Below are 16,740 nucleotides of genomic sequence, written 5' to 3'. Positions count from 1 at the left end.
AATATGTCACCAGGGTTTAATCTGACGTACAAGCTGTAAGCTTAAGGCAGAGTACAAACTCACCGGTAACATCCCAATGATCAGTTGGGGATCATTAACCTTTGAAAGTCAATGATCAAGATATAAGATAGAGCAGAATCATACTACCGCCATAAAGGCTGTAGCTGGTCAGCGCGAGGGCGTTGGCGCCCGCCTCCCCTGCCTGATTAAGCATCAGCACCAGGCCGACAATACCAAAGATCACCCCCACGCCGTGGCTGACGCTATTGGCGATTTCTTCCGCCAGAGTGTAGCTTTTGGCTAATGGTTTGTTTCCCATAAATTTTCTGACCTCTGCTTAAAGATAGCTTCGTCCGTGGGCATGCAGTGTATAGGGTAATCGAGAGGCAGTTGAGTGTACATGTGTACGCTGAAAATAAACGGTGAAGAATTGTAAAACCCCGCCGTCCAAGGCGAAGCTATACCAGTCGAGTTCGTGGGCAAATTGGCCTACACTAGGCCGTTCAATTAGATTATGCCGGGGAACCTGATGGCTGTAACCTCTTCCACGCTGGCATTCGGTGAACTGACCGATGTCGTCGCTTTTCTCATCGAAATCGATAAGCTTAAAAACATACAACGCCGCACCAAAGTGCTCAATACCCAGCGGCAGGAAAATACCGCGGAGCACAGCTGGCACTTTGCGGTCGCGGCAATGACGCTTGCTCCCTATGCCGACGACGGGGTGGATATGACCCGCGTGACGCAAATGGCGTTAATCCACGATATTGTCGAGATCGACGCCGGTGACGTACTGGTCTACGACCTCGCGGGGCGCGAGGCGGTGCATGCGCTGGAGGCCAAAGCGGCTCAGCGGCTGTTTGGGCTGCTGCCCGCACCGCAGCGGCGCCAGTTTCATGAATTGTGGTTGGAATACGAGGCGGGAGAAACCCCCAGCGCCCGTTTCGCCCTGATGATCGACCGACTGATGCCGGTACTGATGAATCTGCATAACCAGGGGCAGAGCTGGGTGGAGAACGGCATCACTCTCGATCAGGTGCTAACGCGCAACGCCTTTATCGCCGAGGTGTATCCGGCGCTGTGGGCGCACCTTAGCCAACATTTGCAGCAGGCACAACAAAGGGGCTGGCTGAAGTAGCGGCCGGGCCGGCCGTGGTCCGCCCGGCGAGGGAGCACCGTTAACGCTCGGCGAGTGTCATGACGCCGGCGCTAGCTGCATTTATCTCCCTCGGCCGGCGTCTTAACCGCATGCAGCCACTGTTGGCAAAGACTACGCCGCCGGCGCTAGCCGCCTTCATCACCCACGGCCGGCGCCCGAGCGGTGGTTACCGCTCTGATGCCGGCCGTCCTGGCCGTGAGGCCGCGACGCGGCCATGATGCTTACTGATAATCGCTCAACGGCACGCAGGCGCAGAACACGTTGCGGTCGCCATAAACATCGTCCAGCCGTTTCACCGCCGGCCAGTATTTATCGCCATACCCTGCCGGGAACGCCGCAGTCTGACGATCGTACGGATGGCGCCACTCGCCGGCCAGCTCACGCTGGGTATGGGGGGCGTTGACCAGCGGATTATCACTCGCCGGCCAGACGCCGTCCGCCACCTGCTGGATTTCGGCGCGGATCGCCAGCATGGCGTCAATGAAGCGATCAAGCTCCAGCTGGCTTTCCGATTCGGTCGGCTCGACCATCAGCGTGCCGGCTACCGGGAAAGACATGGTCGGCGCGTGGAAACCGTAGTCGATCAGGCGTTTGGCGATATCCATTTCGCTAATGCCGGTGGCCTCTTTCAGCGGCCGGATATCCAGGATACATTCGTGGGCCACGCGGCCGTCACGGCCGGCATACAGCACCGGATAGGCCTGCTGCAACCGGGTGGCGATATAATTGGCGTTAAGAATGGCCACCTGGCTGGCTTGTTTCAACCCTTCCGCGCCCATCATCCGGATATACATCCAGCTGATAGGTAAGATCGACGCGCTGCCGAACGGCGCTGCGCTGACCGCCCCCTGGCGGGTAAGCACACCATCGAGCTCCACCACCGAATGGCCCGGGACGAACGGGGCCAGATGCGCTTTCACGCCGATGGGACCCATACCCGGACCGCCGCCGCCGTGGGGGATACAGAAGGTTTTATGCAAGTTGAGATGAGACACATCGGCGCCGATATAACCAGGCGAGGTAATCCCCACTTGCGCATTCATGTTGGCGCCGTCCAGATAAACCTGGCCGCCGTACTGATGCACTATCTGGCACACTTCACGGATGGTTTCTTCATAGACGCCGTGGGTCGAGGGATAGGTCACCATAATGCACGACAGCTGCTCGCCGGCCTGTTCGGCTTTGGCGCGCAAATCGTGCAAATCAATATTGCCATTCTTGTCGCAGGCCACCACGGTGACCGACATGCCGGCCATCTGCGCCGACGCCGGGTTGGTGCCGTGGGCGGAGCTGGGGATAAGACAGATATGACGCTCGCCCTGATTGCGGCTCTCGTGATAACGACGTATGGCCAGCAGACCGGCATATTCGCCCTGGGCGCCCGAGTTCGGCTGCATGCACAGGGCATCGTAGCCGGTCAGTTGGATAAGCCAGCGCGACAGCTGGGCGATCATCTGCTGATACCCCGCCGCCTGTTCAGGGGGGCAGAAAGGATGCAGCTCGGCAAACTCCGGCCAGGTAATGGGGATCATCTCGGCGGCGGCGTTGAGCTTCATCGTGCAGGAGCCGAGGGGGATCATCGCCTGATTCAGCGCCAGATCCTTGCGCTCCAGCCGGTGCATATAGCGCATCATTTCCGTTTCGCTGTGGTAGCGGTTGAACACCTCGTGCGTCAGGATAGGCGTGGCGCGCAGCAATGCCGGCGGGATCACCTCGTCGCGGCCGGCATCCAGCGCGTCGATAGCCAAGGTGCCCGCAGCCCCCGTCACCACCTGCCAGAGGGTTTGCACATCTTCGCGCAAGGTCGTTTCGTCAAGGGTGATGCCCACCGCGCCGTGAATGTCGCTGCGCAAATTGATGCCGGCGGCGTCGGCGCGCGCCAGCACGCCCGCTTTATCGGCCACCTCGACGGTCAGGGTATCGAACCAGCGATCGTGCCTGAGCGTCAGGCCGGCGTCGCGCAGCCCCTGCGCCAGAATCGTGGTCAGCCGGTGAATACGCCCGGCAATGCGTTTGAGCCCCTGCGGACCGTGATAGACGGCATACAGACCGGCGATATTGGCCAGCAACACCTGCGACGTGCAAATGTTCGAGTTCGCCTTCTCGCGGCGAATGTGCTGCTCGCGCGTTTGCATCGCCATGCGCAAAGCCGTATCACCGGCGGCGTCGCGGGAAACACCGATAATGCGGCCCGGCATGGCGCGTTTCATTTCGTCGCGGGCGGCGAAAAACGCCGCGTGCGGGCCACCGTACCCCATCGGCACCCCGAAGCGTTGCGACGAGCCGAATACCACATCGGCGCCCTGCTCCCCGGGTGCCGCCAGCAACACCAGCGAGAGCATATCCGCCGCCACGCCGCTGATGATTTTGCGGCGCGTGAGTTCGGCCATCAGGGCGCGATAGTCGTGTAGTTCACCGGTGGTGCCTACCTGCTGCAACAGCACGCCAAACAGGTCGGGATGCTCCAGCGCCGCCTGTGCCTTGTCGATGACCAGTTCAAAGCCAAAGGTACCGGCGCGGGTGCGCAGGACATCCAGGGTTTGCGGATGCACGTCGTCGGCGACGAAAAAGCGGTTGGCCTGCTTCAGTTTACTGGCGCGTTTGGCGAGCGCCATGGCTTCGGCCGCCGCGGTGGCTTCATCCAGCAGCGAGGCCGAGGCGATGTCCAGACCGGTCAGATCCAACGTTAGCTGTTGAAAATTAAGCAACGCTTCCAGCCGCCCCTGGGACACTTCGGGCTGGTAGGGCGTGTAGGCCGTGTACCAGCCGGGGTTTTCCAGCATATTGCGCAGAATGACCGGCGGCGTCACCACCGCGCTGTAGCCCATGCCGATAAAGGATTTGTAGCGCTGATTTTGACCGGCGATAGCCTTCAGCTCCGCCAGGGCTTGGGCTTCCGTCGTCGCGTCGCCCACGGCGGGCGCAGCGGCAAGCTGGATGTCCGCTGGCACGATTTGGGCAATAAGCCCCGCCAGGGAATCGCTGCCCACGGTGGCAAGCATATGCGCCTGTTGCGGCGCGGAAGGGCCGATATGACGCGCGATAAAGGCGTCATGATGTTCAAGCTGGCTAAGAGTCTGGGTCATGGACAACAATTCCTGCATCGGGCATGGGACCGGAAAAGGGTAAGCGCAAGGTGCGCCCCGGCGGTCGCGGCCGGGGCGTCGGCGTTATTCGTCTTCTTCGTCGATGGCGGCCTGATAAGCGGCGGCGTCGAGCAATTCGTTCACTTCACGGTCGTCGGTCGCCTTGATTTTGAACAGCCAGCCATCGGTGTAAGGCGCGCTGTTGACCAGCTCCGGCGACGCTTCCAGATCGTCGTTCACCGCCACGATTTCGCCGCTGATAGGCGCATAAATATCCGACGCGGCCTTCACCGATTCCGCCACCGCGCAATCTTCGCCGGCGGAAAACGTGGCACCAACCTCGGGCAAGTCCATAAACACCATGTCGCCCAACAGTTCCTGGGCATGCTCGGTGATCCCGACGCAGTATACGCCATCGCCTTCATGAAGCACCCACTCATGGGATGCGGTATATTTTAGTTCTGTCGGCACATTGCTCATCGCCATCCTCACTCTGACAAAGTTAATTATTACGCAACCGCTTTACCGGCGCGCACAAAACCGGGTTTGGTGACCTTAACCGGCATTTCGCGGTTACGGATCAAAACTATTGCCTGCTGGCCGATACCGGCCGGCACCCGCGCCAGCGCAATGCTGACGCCCAGCGTCGGCGAAAACGAGCCGCTGGTGATGATCCCTTGCTGCATGTTACCGGCAGCGTCGGAAAAATGGACCGGCAGGCCGTTGCGCAATACGCCTTTTTCGGTCATCACCAGCCCGACCAATTGCTCGCCGTCGCCGGCGGCGCGCTGGGCCTCCAGCGCCTCGCGTCCGATGAAATCGCGCTCCTCCGTCTGCCAGGTGATGGTCCAACCCATATTGGCCGCGAGCAGAGAGATCCCCTCATCCATTTCCTGACCGTAGAGGTTCATCCCCGCTTCTAGCCGCAGGGTGTCGCGCGCGCCCAGGCCGCAGGGCTTCACGCCGGCCGCCAGCAGTTGCCGCCAGAAATCGGCGGCCTGGGTTGCCGGTAACGCAATCTCGTAGCCAGCCTCGCCAGTATAGCCGGTGGTGGCAATAAACAACTCACCGGCCTGAACGCCAAAAAACGGTTTCATTCCGCTTACCGCCTGCCGCTGTTGCGGGCTAAACAGCGTCTGCGTCTTGCTTTGCGCCTGCGGCCCCTGCACCGCGATCAGCGCCAGATCGTCGCGCAGGGTCACCGTTACCTGATATGGCTCGGCGTGGCGGGTTACCCACTCAACGTCTTTATCACGGGTCGCGGAGTTGACAACCAGACGGAATTCCAGTTCGGAAAGGAAATAGACAATAAGGTCGTCTATCACGCCGCCGGACGCGTTAAGCATGCCGGTGTAAAGCGCTTTGCCGGGCACCGTCAGCTTGGCAACATCGTTGGCCAGCAGATGGCGCAGAAAATCGCGGGTGCGCGGTCCGGCTAAATCGACAATAGTCATGTGCGACACGTCAAACATGCCGGCATCGCGCCGCACCTGATGATGTTCATCCAGTTGGGAACCATAGTGGAGCGGCATCATCCAGCCGTGGAAATCCACCATTTTGGCGCCGCACGCGAGGTGCTCTTCATACAGCGGGGTCTGCTGAGCCATCTTTTCTCACTTTCTCAATGGGAAGACAGATAATTACCGAAGCGCGCAAACCCCTTGCCCGGGCGGGTAATGAGGGCCGACGCAAACGATACCTTCTGGGCAGAAGTTATCACCGAACGGCGGTGGAAACCATAACTTAAATTATCGGCCGGCCGGAAAGCCATGTGAAAATTATGGAAAGCAGAACGCTATTTTATGCTACCTCTAGACGGATTACGGCGCACAATACAGGCGCCGAGGCGCAGAAATGACAAGTTTAATAACAAAAAACCCCGCCGCGGCTTTGTTAATCCCGGCGGGGTTTGGCAATCGGATTAGAAAATGTAATCCAAATGCTAAGGTAAAATTAGAATAATTCAGTCGAAGGACGCGTCCGTCAACCAGGGGGGTAAATCATGCAATCCCATCGCCTGTTGAATGAAGCGCGGTTTCACGCCGGGGAGCGTATCCGCCAGCCGCAACCCCGCGTCGCGGACCCATTTTTTTAGCGGATGCTGGCCGGCGAAGAGCTCGCGAAACCCCTGCATGCCCGCCAACATCAATGCGGCGCTGTGTTTGCGGCTGCGCTCGTAGCGTCGCAAGTACGGGTAATGGCCGATATCCTTGCCGGCTTTTCGCAGGCGCCGCACCTCTCCCAGCAGCACCGCGACGTCCATGAAGCCCAGATTTACGCCCTGCCCCGCCAGCGGATGGACGGTATGGGCGGCATCCCCTACCAGCACCAGACGATGGGCGGCGAAATTACGCGCATAGCGGCCGGTAAGCGGGAAGGTTTGCCGCTCTCCCTGCAACTCGCATAAGCCCAAAGCCAGGCTGAAGTTTGTCGCCAACGCGACGTTGAATGCCTCCGCCGGCGCCGTCAGGCGTTCACGCGCCACCGTCGGCGGCAGCGACCAGACGATGGAGCTTAAATGAGGATCGCTTAGGGGTAAAAACGCCAGAATACCGTCACCGTGAAACGTCTGACGGGCAATATTGCCATGCGGGTGCGCGGTGCGAACGGTGGCCACCAGCGCATGGTGCTGATAGTCCCAAAAGGTCAGCGGGATATCAGCCTGGGCGCGCAGCCAGGAGTGGGCGCCATCCGCTGCCACCACCAGCCGGGCCGTCAGCATCCGATCGTCGTCAAGGGTGATAAACGCTTCGTTTTCTCCCCAGGCCACCTGGCGCAGCGAGGCGGGCGTTATCAGCGTCACCTCCGCCAGTTCTCCCGCGCGTCGCCATAGCGCCTGTTGAATGACCGGATTCTCAATAATATGTCCCAGCTCTGGATACCCCAGCTCGGCGCCATCGAAGGCGATACGGCCAAAACTGTCCCGCTCCCAGACTTCCATGCCCCGGTAAGGATTGGCCCGCTCCACGGTGATGGCGTCCCAGACCTGCACATGTTGCAACAGGCGCCGGCTGGCGGCGTTGATGGCAGAAACCCGCAGCGCCGGCCGGTCGGCAGGTGGGATCGCCTCCGGCGCCTGACGCTCAATGACCGCCACGCGCAGTCCGCTCCCCTGCAGGCCGCAGGCCAGCGCCAGACCGACCATGCCGCCGCCGTTAATGACTATATCGAATGCTTGCATAGCGTATTGGATCCTTGCGTGCCGGACAGGGTCATCGGGCCACCCAGCCCAGCGTTTTACGCGCCAGCGCATCGCGCAGCGACGGAATATGAGCCATGGCCAGCAGCCCCAGATTACGGCCGACCACTAACGGCAAATGACGGTTGGCGAACAGATGGATCAAGGCGTCGGTAATGCCGACGGTAGCCGCCTGATCCGGCTGACGACGCCGCTGGTAGCGCGACAGCACGGCATAGTCGCCGATATCTTCCCCCTGGGCCGCCGCCTGCGCCAGCGTTTCCGCCAGCGTCATCACATCGCGCAGGCCGAGATTGAATCCCTGGCCGGCGATGGGATGCAAGGTCTGCGCGGCATTGCCCACCAGCGCCAGACGGTGGGCAATATGCCGCTGCGCCGTGCGTAAGCGCAGCGGATAACACTGGCGTGCGCCGGCGGCGGTAATGCGCCCCAGCCGCCAGCCGAACGCCCGCTGCAACGCCTGGCAAAACTGCCCGTCATCCCAGCCGGCAATCTCATGCCGAAGCGCCGCCGGCAGGCACCAGACCAGAGAACTGCGCCCGCCGGACATGGGCAACAATGCCAAGGGTCCCTGGGCGGTGAACCGCTCGAAGGCGTCGCCGCCGTGGGGTACGGCGGTAGTGATATTGGCGATAACCGCCATTTGCTGATAATCGCGCTGCCGCCATTGGATGCCGCACTGCGACGCCAGCGGCGAGCGCGAACCGTCCGCCGCCACCGCCAGCCGCGCGTTAAGCGTCACGCCATTATCCAGGGTGATGATCGTCTCCTCGCGCTCGCGCCTGAGGCGCGTGAGCGTCGCCGGGCAATGCAGCCGCACGCCGGGCGCCTCGCGTAACAGCTCGAACAGCCGTTTACCGGCCGCATGCAGCTCCACAACATAGCCCAGCGCCGGCAGCCGATAGTCCTCGGCCGCGATCTGGACTTTCCCCAGATGCCCTTGGTCGCTCACCTCTACCCGGGTAATGGCAGTGGCGCAGGACGCCAGCGCCGGCCAGACGCCGACGGCGGTCAGCTCGCGGCAGGTCCCCTGCGCCAAAGCAATGGCGCGGGCGTCAAACCCCGGATGATCGCGGCTTTCCGGCGTCTGCGCCTCCACCAGATCGATGTGCAGGGTACCGCGGCTTAGATGCGAAAGCGCCAGCGCCAGCGTCGCGCCGGCCATGCCGCCGCCGATAATGGTGACGGTCATCCTTGGCGCGCCGCCGCCATGAGGGTTTCAATCGCGTCAGCCTCCTTGACCACCGAGGCGGTGAGATTGTCGTTACCCGTGGCGGTGATAACGATATTGTCCTCAATGCGGATACCGATACCGCGGTAAGGGGCGGGCACATCGGCGTCGCTGGCGATATAAATGCCCGGTTCGATGGTCAGCACCATACCCGGCTCCAGAACCCGGCTCCGCTCCGAGGAGCCATAATCACCGACATCGTGGACATCCAGCCCCAGCCAATGGCTTAGGCCATGCATAAAAAACTGCCGATGCGCCTGTGCGGCAATCAACGTCTCCACCTCCCCTTTCATCACGCCAAGCTTCACCAGACCGGCGACCATGATGCGCACCGCTTCCTCGCTCACCTCCTGAATACTGCGCCCCGGACCATAAAGCGCAAGCGCGCGGTTAAGCATCGCCAGAACGAGATCATAAACAGCGCGCTGTTCCGGCGAGAAACGGCCATTGACCGGGAAGGTGCGGGTGATATCGCCGGCGTAGCCCTGGTATTCGCAGCCGGCATCGATCAACACCAAATCGCCGCTTTGCATGCGGGAGGCGTTTTCCGTGTAGTGCAAAATGCAACCGTTTTCACCGCTACCGACAATCGTGCTGTAGGACGGAAAGCGCGCGCCGTGACGGTTGAATTCATGCTTTATTTCGCCTTCCAACTGGTATTCGTACAGGCCGGGCCGGCATTGCTGCATGGCGCGGGTATGCGCCAGAGCGGTGATTTCACAGGCGCGGCGCATCACCGCCAGCTCTTCTTCGGATTTAATAAGCCGCATCTCGTGCACCCAAGGCCGCCAGTCGACCAGCGTGGCCGGCGCCTGCAACTGCTGACGCGCGCCGCGCCGCAGTTTATCCAGCGCGCTGAACAGCAGCTTGTCGGTGAACTCATATTCGCCCTGGGCGTGATAAACCACGTCAAGACCGTTGAGCAGCAGATGCAATTGACTGCCGATGTCGTCCCACGGCAACGCCCGGGAAACCCCCAGCTGCTCCGGCGCCGCCTCCTGCCCCAAACGGCGGCCGGTCCAGATTTCAGCGGTTTTATCCCGCACCCGGTTAAACAAGACGCAGTGATGGTGGCTTTCATCGCTTTTGACCAAGATCAGCAGCGCCTGTGGCTCGTTAAAACCGGTGAAATACCAGAAATCACTGTTTTGGCGATAGGGATAGTCACTGTCGGCGCTGCGCGTCGCCTCGGGGGCGGCAAAAATTAACGCGGCGCTTCCCGGCGCCATTTTCGCCAGCAACCCCTGACGACGGCGGGTATATTCTTGTGGAGTCATCGCTCCCTCCAGCCTAATTGAAATGTTCGGCTCGCAAGCCGCGGCCAAAACACCGGTTCAGATCCGGCGTTGTCGTCAATGTAATACCGGAGCGGCCGGCGCAGGCGCCGCGTCGTCATCCGGGCGGGTAAAGTCATTATGGCAAAGGATAGCGGCCATACGGACATACTCAATCACTTCCTCCAGCGATTGCGCCAGTGCCTCGCGGTCTTCGTCCTCGTCATATCCTAATTGACCGATATTGCGCAGATCGTCAATCGCCTCGCGCACGTCGCCCTGTACCTTGTCGAGTTGCGGCTGCACCACGCCCAGTCCCAGCAGAAAATGGTTCACCCAGCCGGCCAGCGCATCCACGCGCGCAAAGAGCGTGGCGCCGTCGTCGTCGTCCGCCGGCAGCAGCAATTGAAATTGGAACGATGCGTCCGCCAACGCAGTGGCGGTGGCCTGATGCAGCTCGCGCAGCGGCCCGGCCAGCGTTTGGGTAAACGCCAGTCCCTCATTGGTCAATTCATGTACCAGAACCTGCCAACCGTCGTTTTGTTTACCGCCGCAGAGTATCCCGCTAAGCAAGCCATGCATTTCCGCCGCGGTTAATGCCACTGCCTGTGCGGCCAACAGCCGGTTCAGATTTTCGTAATCGGGGAAGGTATTTTGTTTAGACATGCGCTTTCATCAATGTTGGCGGGATAAGTTCGTGTTATGCTACCACCAAGGTCCGTCGCTATACCAGAAAGGGCTTGTAACTTCTGTTTTAGATAGATTATAGTTGCGCCCCTTCGCGCCTCGTCGGCATTCATCGGCACAGGCGGGGGTTGGCGCGGTAACAAAGGCAGGAAGGTGGTATGTCCGCACAACCGGTAGATATACAAATTTTTGGCCGTACATTACGGGTCAATTGCCCCCCTGAACAACAAGAAGCGTTGAATCAGGCGGCGGAAGATCTTAATCAGCGGTTGCAAGATCTGAAAGTTCGAACTAGAGTCACCAATACGGAACAACTTGTTTTCATCGCCGCCTTGAACGTCTGTCACGAATTGGCGCAGGAAAGGTTGAAAACCCGGGATTATGCAGCCAACATGGAGCAACGTATCCGCCTGCTGCAACAAACGATTGAGCAGGCGCTGGTTGAACAGGGCCGCATAACGGAACGTCCGGGAAACCAGTTCGAATGACGACATACGCGCCGCGGGGCCGAAACCGCGGGCGGAAAACCAAATTTCTCTGAGGTGTTCGCCAGCGGGTCAGTCCCCTGAGCCGATATTTCATACCACAAGAATGTGGCGATTCCTGACCGGTGCGCATGCTCGGCTTGTCCGAGAAGCCTTAAGGTCTCGACGCTGCGTTCACCTTGAACCAAGGGTTCAAGGGTTACAGCCTGCGGCGGCATCTCGGAGATCCCCTTTAAGCACCGTTTCCCTATGACTTGGTCAATGGAAAAATCACTGCTGCGGCAGTCGCTGCGCAACCAAATCCGCCAACGGCGCCGAGCCCTGTCGCCGCAGCAGCAAACGGCTGCCGCCCGGCGCGTCGTCAGCCACGTCATGAACGACCCCCGCATCCACAGCGCCCGCACCCTGGCCGTCTTCCTGTCGTTTGACGGCGAGCTAGATACCCGGCCGTTGATTGACGCGCTGTGGACCGCCGGCAAGCTGGTATATCTGCCGGTGCTGCATCCCTTCACCCCCGGCCATTTGCTGTTTATGCGTTATACCGCCGCCACGCCGCTGGTGTTGAACCGGTTACGGATACGCGAACCTCAGCTGGACATCACCACCCTACTGCCGCTCGCCGGCCTGGATATCCTGTTCACGCCGCTGGTGGCGTTTGATAGTCAGGGGCAGCGCCTCGGCATGGGCGGCGGCTTCTATGACCGCACGCTGCAACACTGGCGGCCGCGGGCGGGCTTTTACCCTATTGGGCTGGCGCACGATTGTCAGCAGGTGGCGGAGCCACTGCCGGTGGAACAGTGGGATATCGGCCTTCCAGAAATTATCACCCCCTCCCGCCACTGGCGCTGGCATGACGCCGGGGTGAAAAAAAACGGCTGACGCCGTTTTTGCCCTTTGTTTGCCAAACCGGAATGGCATTTCCCAGCACGGGAGGGCGCAAAACCCTGCTCTACGCCCGCCGCAAGAGCGCGGTCGAACTGAGACCATGGAGACATGGCGCCGGGCTAGCCTTACTCCCACCCTCAGAGTAGCCGCCTTGAGAGGGGCCAGGCTGACCTTACGTCACTCCCACCGCCGTTGCTGACCGCCAGTGCATGCGCAGACCTTAACTTACTCCACTCACACCGCCGTCGATGACCGCCATGGCATGCGGCGGGTTTCTTTATTCTCGCCGGCGGCGATGATAGCCATCGCGCGCCGAGCATGGCGTTAAGCCATCAGTAAAGCAAGCGGGCGCGAATGGTGCCCTGAATCGCTTTCATTAATTGCAGCGCGGTGTCTTCCGCCGCGGTTTCAACATCAATGACCACATAACCGATTTCCGGCGTCGTTTGCAGATACTGTGCGGCGATATTGATCCCCTGCTCGGCAAAAATCTGGTTAATACGGGTTAACACGCCGGGACGGTTTTCATGGATATGCAACAAACGGCTGACGCGCTCGCCGTGCTCCGGCAGCGACACCTCGGGGAAATTCACCGCCGACAGGGTAGAACCGTTATCGGAATATTTGACCAGTTTGCCAGCCACTTCAATGCCGATATTTTCCTGGGCTTCCTGACTAGAGCCGCCAATATGCGGCGTCAGAATAACGTTATCGAATTCACACAGCGGCGAGGTGAACGGATCGCTGTTGGTGGCAGGCTCCTGCGGGAAAACGTCTATCGCCGCCCCGGCGAGATGTTTGCTGGCCATCGCCGCGCACAGCGCAGCAATATCCACCACCGTGCCGCGTGAGGCGTTGATCAATAACGCACCGGGTTTCATTTGGGCGAGTTCGGTTTTCCCCATCATATTGCGCGTCGACAGCGTATCCGGCACATGCAAACTTACCACATCACTCATCGCCAGCAGTTCGGCCAGCGTGGCGACCTGTTGCGCATTGCCCAACGTCAGCTTGCTTTCGATATCGTAGAAAAAAACCTGCATCCCGAGGCTTTCCGCCAAAATACTCAGTTGAGTGCCGATGTGGCCATAACCCACAATCCCGAGCTTTTTGCCGCGCGCTTCATAGCTGCCCTGCGCCTGTTTGTTCCACTGACCGCGATGGGCCCGGGCATTGGCCTCCGGGATACCGCGCATCATGAGCAGCATCTCCCCCAACACCATTTCCGCCACGGAGCGCGTGTTGGAGAAAGGCGCATTGAATACCGGAACACCTCGCTTCAGCGCCGCCGGCAGATCCACCTGGTTGGTGCCGATGCAAAAACAGCCTACCGCCACCAGTTTCTCCGCCACGGCGAAGACCTCTTCTGTCAGATGGGTGCGGGAACGGATGCCGACAAAGTGAGCGTCGCGGATCGCGTTTTTCAGCGTTTCGGTATCCAATGCGCCTTTGTGATACTCAATATTGGTGTAACCGGCGCGCTTCAGGTTCTCCAGCGCCGACGGGTGAACCCCTTCCACCAGCAGAAATTTAATCTTATCTTTTTCCAGCGATACTTTTGCCATTTCCCGACCCTTTAAGATGCTCACGATGCGGCTGCGACGCGCAGCACTCCGACAAAATAACAAAAATTACCGGGCCGGCAACCGGCATGGGGCCGGGAGCGACAGCATAAGACACAGCCATAAGGTCAGGTTATGGATTAATCGTCTGGCAGGTTGGCAAACGTAACGATATCCGGTAGGCAAGGACGAAAAGTGTGAAATTAATCACTAAATTCAGGGTGGGAAAATAAAACATATTATCGGATTTTTATTGACATCGTCGGCGGCGGGGTTAACCGCACGCCGACGGTCGGTTTAGCCAATGATTTTGACGCCCTGCTCGCTGCCGATAAGCGCCACATCGGCGCCGCGACGCGCGAACAGGCCAACGGTAACCACGCCTGGGATATTGTTGATTTGCTCCTCAAGCGCCACCGCATCCATAATGGCCAGATTTTGGACATCCAGGATGATATTGCCGTTGTCGGTCACTACGCCCTGGCGATAGACCGGCGCACCGCCCAGGCGAACCAATTCGCGTGCCACCCAGGCGCGAGCCATGGGGATCACCTCTACCGGAAGGGGAAAGGTGCCGAGCACGTCCACCAGCTTGCTGGCATCGGCAATACAGATAAATTTACGCGCCACGGCGGCGATGATTTTTTCGCGGGTCAGCGCCGCCCCCCCGCCTTTGATCATTTGCATACTGCCGTTAATCTCATCGGCGCCATCAACGTAAATGTCCAGAGAATCCACCTCATTTAGGTCGAATAATGGGATGCCCAGGCTTTGCAATTTGGCAGACGATGCCTCGGAGCTGGATACCGCCCCGTCGATTTGGTGCCTGACGGAGGCCAGCGCGTCGATAAAATGCGCCGCGGTAGAGCCGGTCCCCACGCCCACAATCGTGCCGGGCCGGACATATTTCAGCGCGGCCCAGCCGACCGCTTTTTTCAGTTCATCCTGCGTCATGGTCTGTTTTTGCCCGTGTGCAATTCTGTGTGGCCGCCAGTATAAATCAATCTTTGCGGCAATGGCGTGAAGATTACCACAACCTCGGCCGCGCGAGGCCGTGAGTCGAGCGCGAGACATTGCGCACGCAATCGTGTAAAACTATGGCATAGTGCAGGGATATCATGCTGACAGGGGAAGATGAATGAAACGCCCGGATTATCGGACGCTCCAGGCGCTTGACGCCGTAATACGCGAGCGCGGATTTGAACGTGCCGCGCAGAAATTGTGTATTACCCAGTCGGCCGTGTCGCAGCGCATTAAACAGCTGGAAAACCTGTTTGGCCAGCCGCTGCTGGTGCGCACTATTCCTCCCCGCCCTACCGAGCAGGGGCAGAAATTACTGGCGTTGCTGCATCAGGTGGAATTGCTGGAAGAAGAGTGGCTGGGCAACGATACCGGCAGCGATACCCCCTTATTGCTTTCGCTGGCGGTTAACGCCGACAGCCTTGCCACCTGGCTGCTGCCGGCGCTTAAACCGGTGCTGAGCGATTCGCCGATTCGTTTAAATCTACAGGTGGAAGACGAAACCCGCACCCAGGAACGCCTGCGTCGCGGCGAAGTCGTGGGCGCGGTCAGTATTCAACCCCAGCCGCTGCCGAGCTGCCTGGTGGACCGACTGGGCGCGCTCGATTATTTGTTCGTCGCGTCGCCGTCGTTCGCGGCGCGTTACTTTCCCAATGGCGTCACTCGCAGCGCCTTGCTCAAGGCGCCCGCTGTAGCGTTTGATCATCTCGACGATATGCACCAGTCCTTCCTGCAGCAGAACTTTGATCTCTCTCCCGGCAGCGTCCCGTGCCATATCGTTAATTCCTCTGAGGCCTTTGTGCAGCTGGCGCGACAGGGCACCACCTGCTGTATGATCCCGCATTTGCAGATCGAACGCGAACTGGAGCAGCGCGAGCTTATCGATTTGACGCCGGGGTTGCATCAGCGCCGCATGCTGTACTGGCACCGTTTTGCGCCGGAAAGCCGTATGATGCGTAAAGTGACGGATGCCTTGCTGGATCACGGTCATCAGGTCCTGCTCCAGGACTGAGAAACCAGTGCACCACGCGCAGACCGCCGACGGCCCCGGCGCGATGGCCGCTACCGCGCCCGGCACCGGACGCTGACCGGGACCGTGCAGCGTAGTGACTTCGCCGTGCGCGCCGCTTGCGGCGGCACGATAAAGGCTCCCCTGCCATGTTCACGCCCACGCCCACGCCTGCCGGGCCGGCGCAGTTAATCTTTTCCCGCCGTTTTGTAAAGCGACCGGGACAGCGAGATGAACCACCACGCTCCGCCGACCCAAATGCGCTGGGATTAGGGCTGCGGCTTCATTTCAAATACCACGTCCACTTGATCGTCGAAGTGAATCGATTGCTGGGCATAGGTTTGATCGGCATCGGCCTGGGCGGAGGCGCTGGTGGCTTTGAACATCCGCACCGCCGGCATCGGCTGGTAATTGGCGACATGATAACGGATGCTGTAGACCGGTCCCAGCGAAGCGTGGAAGCCTTCCGCCAGCGCACGCGCCTGCGCCGTAGCGTCATCAATCGCCTTCTGGCGGGCCTGAGCGCGATATTGCTCGGGATTAGCTACGCCCAGATCCACCGAGCGGATTTCATTCAAGCCCGCCTTCAGCGCGCCGTCCAGCAATTCGTTGAGCTTATCCAGCTGATGCAGGGTCACCTGCACCTGGCGCACCGCTTTATAGCCTTTCAGCACCGACTCGCCGGTTTTGAGATAATCGTATTCCGGCTGAGTACGTAAATTGGCAGCATTAATATCTTTACTGGCGATGCCGTTCTTCTTGAGGAAGTCGAAATATTGCGCAACGCGGTCATCGGCCTGCTTTTTGGCATCCGCCGCATCTTTGGACGAAATGGACACCTCAATGGACAGCGTGGCAATATCCGGCGTCGCATTGAATAACCCCGAGTTTATTAGAGAGTAATTTTGGCAATACTACGCCGCTTCCTCTGATGCTAATTGCAAAGCGTAATAGTTCATTTCGGCTTCAGTAGGAGGGATGTAACCCAGCCGCCCGAGCAGCCTTCTGTTGTTGTACCAGTCCACCCAGTCCAGCGTGGCCAACTCCACTTCCGTCCGGTTTTTCCAGCTCCCGCGGTGGATAACCTCCGTTTTGTACAACCCGTTGATACTCTCTGCCATCGCATTATCGTAGGAGTCGCCG

General features: G+C 59.7%; 14 protein-coding genes, 1 other RNA gene and 2 pseudogenes. 5 read left to right on the top strand and 12 right to left on the bottom strand.

Annotation, left to right across the window (positions count from 1 at the left end; translation table 11 throughout):
• Positions 1 to 118: 118 nt before the first annotated feature.
• Positions 119 to 319 (bottom strand): annotated as a pseudogene (locus tag CINSTRO3249_RS04485) (hemolysin III family protein); the annotation flags it as partial.
• A gap of 210 nt (positions 320 to 529) precedes the next feature.
• Here CINSTRO3249_RS04485 and CINSTRO3249_RS04480 point away from each other — a divergent pair.
• Positions 530 to 1,138, top strand: a complete 609-nt coding sequence (locus tag CINSTRO3249_RS04480) for an HD domain-containing protein (protein ID WP_074012361.1) — start codon at positions 530 to 532, stop codon at positions 1,136 to 1,138.
• A gap of 242 nt (positions 1,139 to 1,380) precedes the next feature.
• Here CINSTRO3249_RS04480 and gcvP read toward each other — a convergent pair whose 3' ends face one another.
• From gcvP to CINSTRO3249_RS04445, 7 genes are all read right to left on the bottom strand, one after another.
• A complete protein-coding gene (gcvP, locus tag CINSTRO3249_RS04475) occupies positions 1,381 to 4,245 on the bottom strand; it encodes an aminomethyl-transferring glycine dehydrogenase (protein ID WP_074012360.1) in 2,865 nt (954 codons plus the stop codon).
• A gap of 84 nt (positions 4,246 to 4,329) precedes the next feature.
• The gene (gene gcvH / locus CINSTRO3249_RS04470) at positions 4,330 to 4,725 is read right to left on the bottom strand and encodes a glycine cleavage system protein GcvH (protein WP_074012359.1); all 396 of its coding nucleotides are present in this window, start codon (positions 4,723 to 4,725) and stop codon (positions 4,330 to 4,332) included.
• A gap of 29 nt (positions 4,726 to 4,754) precedes the next feature.
• On the bottom strand, positions 4,755 to 5,852 hold the full coding sequence (gene gcvT, locus CINSTRO3249_RS04465) for a glycine cleavage system aminomethyltransferase GcvT (RefSeq protein ID WP_074012358.1): 1,098 nt from the start codon (positions 5,850 to 5,852) through the stop codon (positions 4,755 to 4,757).
• A gap of 356 nt (positions 5,853 to 6,208) precedes the next feature.
• Positions 6,209 to 7,426 (bottom strand): FAD-dependent 2-octaprenylphenol hydroxylase, encoded by a 1,218-nt coding sequence (gene ubiI / locus CINSTRO3249_RS04460; protein ID WP_074012357.1) that lies wholly within the window; start codon positions 7,424 to 7,426, stop codon positions 6,209 to 6,211.
• Positions 7,427 to 7,457: 31 nt separating this feature from the next.
• Positions 7,458 to 8,636, bottom strand: a complete 1,179-nt coding sequence (gene ubiH, locus CINSTRO3249_RS04455) for a 2-octaprenyl-6-methoxyphenyl hydroxylase (protein WP_074012356.1) — start codon at positions 8,634 to 8,636, stop codon at positions 7,458 to 7,460.
• On the bottom strand, positions 8,633 to 9,952 hold the full coding sequence (gene pepP, locus CINSTRO3249_RS04450; protein WP_074012355.1) for a Xaa-Pro aminopeptidase: 1,320 nt from the start codon (positions 9,950 to 9,952) through the stop codon (positions 8,633 to 8,635). Before pepP ends, ubiH begins: the two co-directional genes overlap by 4 nt.
• A 75-nt stretch (positions 9,953 to 10,027) precedes the next feature.
• Positions 10,028 to 10,615 (bottom strand): YecA/YgfB family protein, encoded by a 588-nt coding sequence (locus CINSTRO3249_RS04445; RefSeq protein WP_074012354.1) that lies wholly within the window; start codon positions 10,613 to 10,615, stop codon positions 10,028 to 10,030.
• A 179-nt stretch (positions 10,616 to 10,794) separates the two neighbouring features.
• Between CINSTRO3249_RS04445 and zapA the strand changes: the two genes are divergently transcribed.
• The 3 genes from zapA to CINSTRO3249_RS04430 all read left to right on the top strand — a co-directional run bounded on the left by zapA (position 10,795) and on the right by CINSTRO3249_RS04430 (position 12,000).
• Positions 10,795 to 11,124 carry a cell division protein ZapA gene (gene zapA / locus CINSTRO3249_RS04440; protein ID WP_025420993.1) on the top strand — a complete coding sequence of 110 codons (330 nt, stop codon included), beginning with the start codon at positions 10,795 to 10,797 and terminating at the stop codon, positions 11,122 to 11,124.
• Positions 11,125 to 11,167: 43 nt separating this feature from the next.
• Positions 11,168 to 11,351, top strand: a non-coding RNA gene (gene ssrS / locus CINSTRO3249_RS04435) — 6S RNA.
• Positions 11,352 to 11,370: 19 nt separating this feature from the next.
• Complete coding sequence (locus CINSTRO3249_RS04430; protein ID WP_074012353.1) at positions 11,371 to 12,000, top strand: 5-formyltetrahydrofolate cyclo-ligase; 630 nt, start codon at positions 11,371 to 11,373, stop codon at positions 11,998 to 12,000.
• A gap of 338 nt (positions 12,001 to 12,338) precedes the next feature.
• On the opposite strand, the gene serA is transcribed toward CINSTRO3249_RS04430, so the two are convergent.
• Positions 12,339 to 13,571 (bottom strand): phosphoglycerate dehydrogenase, encoded by a 1,233-nt coding sequence (gene serA, locus CINSTRO3249_RS04425; protein WP_074012352.1) that lies wholly within the window; start codon positions 13,569 to 13,571, stop codon positions 12,339 to 12,341.
• A 294-nt stretch (positions 13,572 to 13,865) separates the two neighbouring features.
• Entirely contained in the window at positions 13,866 to 14,522 is a 657-nt protein-coding gene (rpiA, locus tag CINSTRO3249_RS04420; RefSeq protein ID WP_074012351.1) for a ribose-5-phosphate isomerase RpiA, read from the bottom strand.
• Positions 14,523 to 14,706: 184 nt separating this feature from the next.
• On the opposite strand from rpiA, the gene CINSTRO3249_RS04415 reads away from it, so the two are divergent.
• The gene (locus CINSTRO3249_RS04415) at positions 14,707 to 15,600 is read left to right on the top strand and encodes a LysR family transcriptional regulator ArgP (RefSeq protein WP_074012350.1); all 894 of its coding nucleotides are present in this window, start codon (positions 14,707 to 14,709) and stop codon (positions 15,598 to 15,600) included.
• Positions 15,601 to 15,866: 266 nt separating this feature from the next.
• Here CINSTRO3249_RS04415 and CINSTRO3249_RS04410 read toward each other — a convergent pair.
• Together CINSTRO3249_RS04410 and CINSTRO3249_RS04405 are read right to left on the bottom strand one after the other, a co-directional pair.
• Positions 15,867 to 16,472 (bottom strand): annotated as a pseudogene (locus tag CINSTRO3249_RS04410) (oxidative stress defense protein); the annotation flags it as partial.
• Between the two features lie 39 nt (positions 16,473 to 16,511).
• A partial coding sequence (locus CINSTRO3249_RS04405; RefSeq protein ID WP_143146879.1) for an integrase core domain-containing protein occupies positions 16,512 to 16,740 on the bottom strand: 229 nt, incomplete at its 5' end.

The organism is Candidatus Sodalis sp. SoCistrobi (assembly GCF_900143145.1).
Taxonomy (GTDB): domain Bacteria; phylum Pseudomonadota; class Gammaproteobacteria; order Enterobacterales; family Enterobacteriaceae; genus SoCistrobi.
The sequence above is the reverse complement of the archived record's forward strand: the minus strand, read 5'-3'. Positions and strand labels throughout refer to the sequence as shown.

Bases quoted from the DNA above. Each gene is read 5' to 3' on its own strand.
- CINSTRO3249_RS04430 (WP_074012353.1), top strand. From the start codon at position 11,371: ATGACTTGGTCAATGGAAAAATCACTGCTGCGGCAGTCGCTGCGCAAC.
- pepP (WP_074012355.1), bottom strand. From the start codon at position 9,952: ATGACTCCACAAGAATATACCCGCCGTCGTCAGGGGTTGCTGGCGAAA.
- ubiI (WP_074012357.1), bottom strand. From the start codon at position 7,426: ATGCAAGCATTCGATATAGTCATTAACGGCGGCGGCATGGTCGGTCTG.
- rpiA (WP_074012351.1), bottom strand. From the start codon at position 14,522: ATGACGCAGGATGAACTGAAAAAAGCGGTCGGCTGGGCCGCGCTGAAA.
- zapA (WP_025420993.1), top strand. From the start codon at position 10,795: ATGTCCGCACAACCGGTAGATATACAAATTTTTGGCCGTACATTACGG.
- gcvH (WP_074012359.1), bottom strand. From the start codon at position 4,725: ATGAGCAATGTGCCGACAGAACTAAAATATACCGCATCCCATGAGTGG.
- CINSTRO3249_RS04445 (WP_074012354.1), bottom strand. From the start codon at position 10,615: ATGTCTAAACAAAATACCTTCCCCGATTACGAAAATCTGAACCGGCTG.
- gcvT (WP_074012358.1), bottom strand. From the start codon at position 5,852: ATGGCTCAGCAGACCCCGCTGTATGAAGAGCACCTCGCGTGCGGCGCC.
- CINSTRO3249_RS04415 (WP_074012350.1), top strand. From the start codon at position 14,707: ATGAAACGCCCGGATTATCGGACGCTCCAGGCGCTTGACGCCGTAATA.
- CINSTRO3249_RS04480 (WP_074012361.1), top strand. From the start codon at position 530: ATGGCTGTAACCTCTTCCACGCTGGCATTCGGTGAACTGACCGATGTC.
- gcvP (WP_074012360.1), bottom strand. From the start codon at position 4,245: ATGACCCAGACTCTTAGCCAGCTTGAACATCATGACGCCTTTATCGCG.
- ubiH (WP_074012356.1), bottom strand. From the start codon at position 8,636: ATGACCGTCACCATTATCGGCGGCGGCATGGCCGGCGCGACGCTGGCG.
- serA (WP_074012352.1), bottom strand. From the start codon at position 13,571: ATGGCAAAAGTATCGCTGGAAAAAGATAAGATTAAATTTCTGCTGGTG.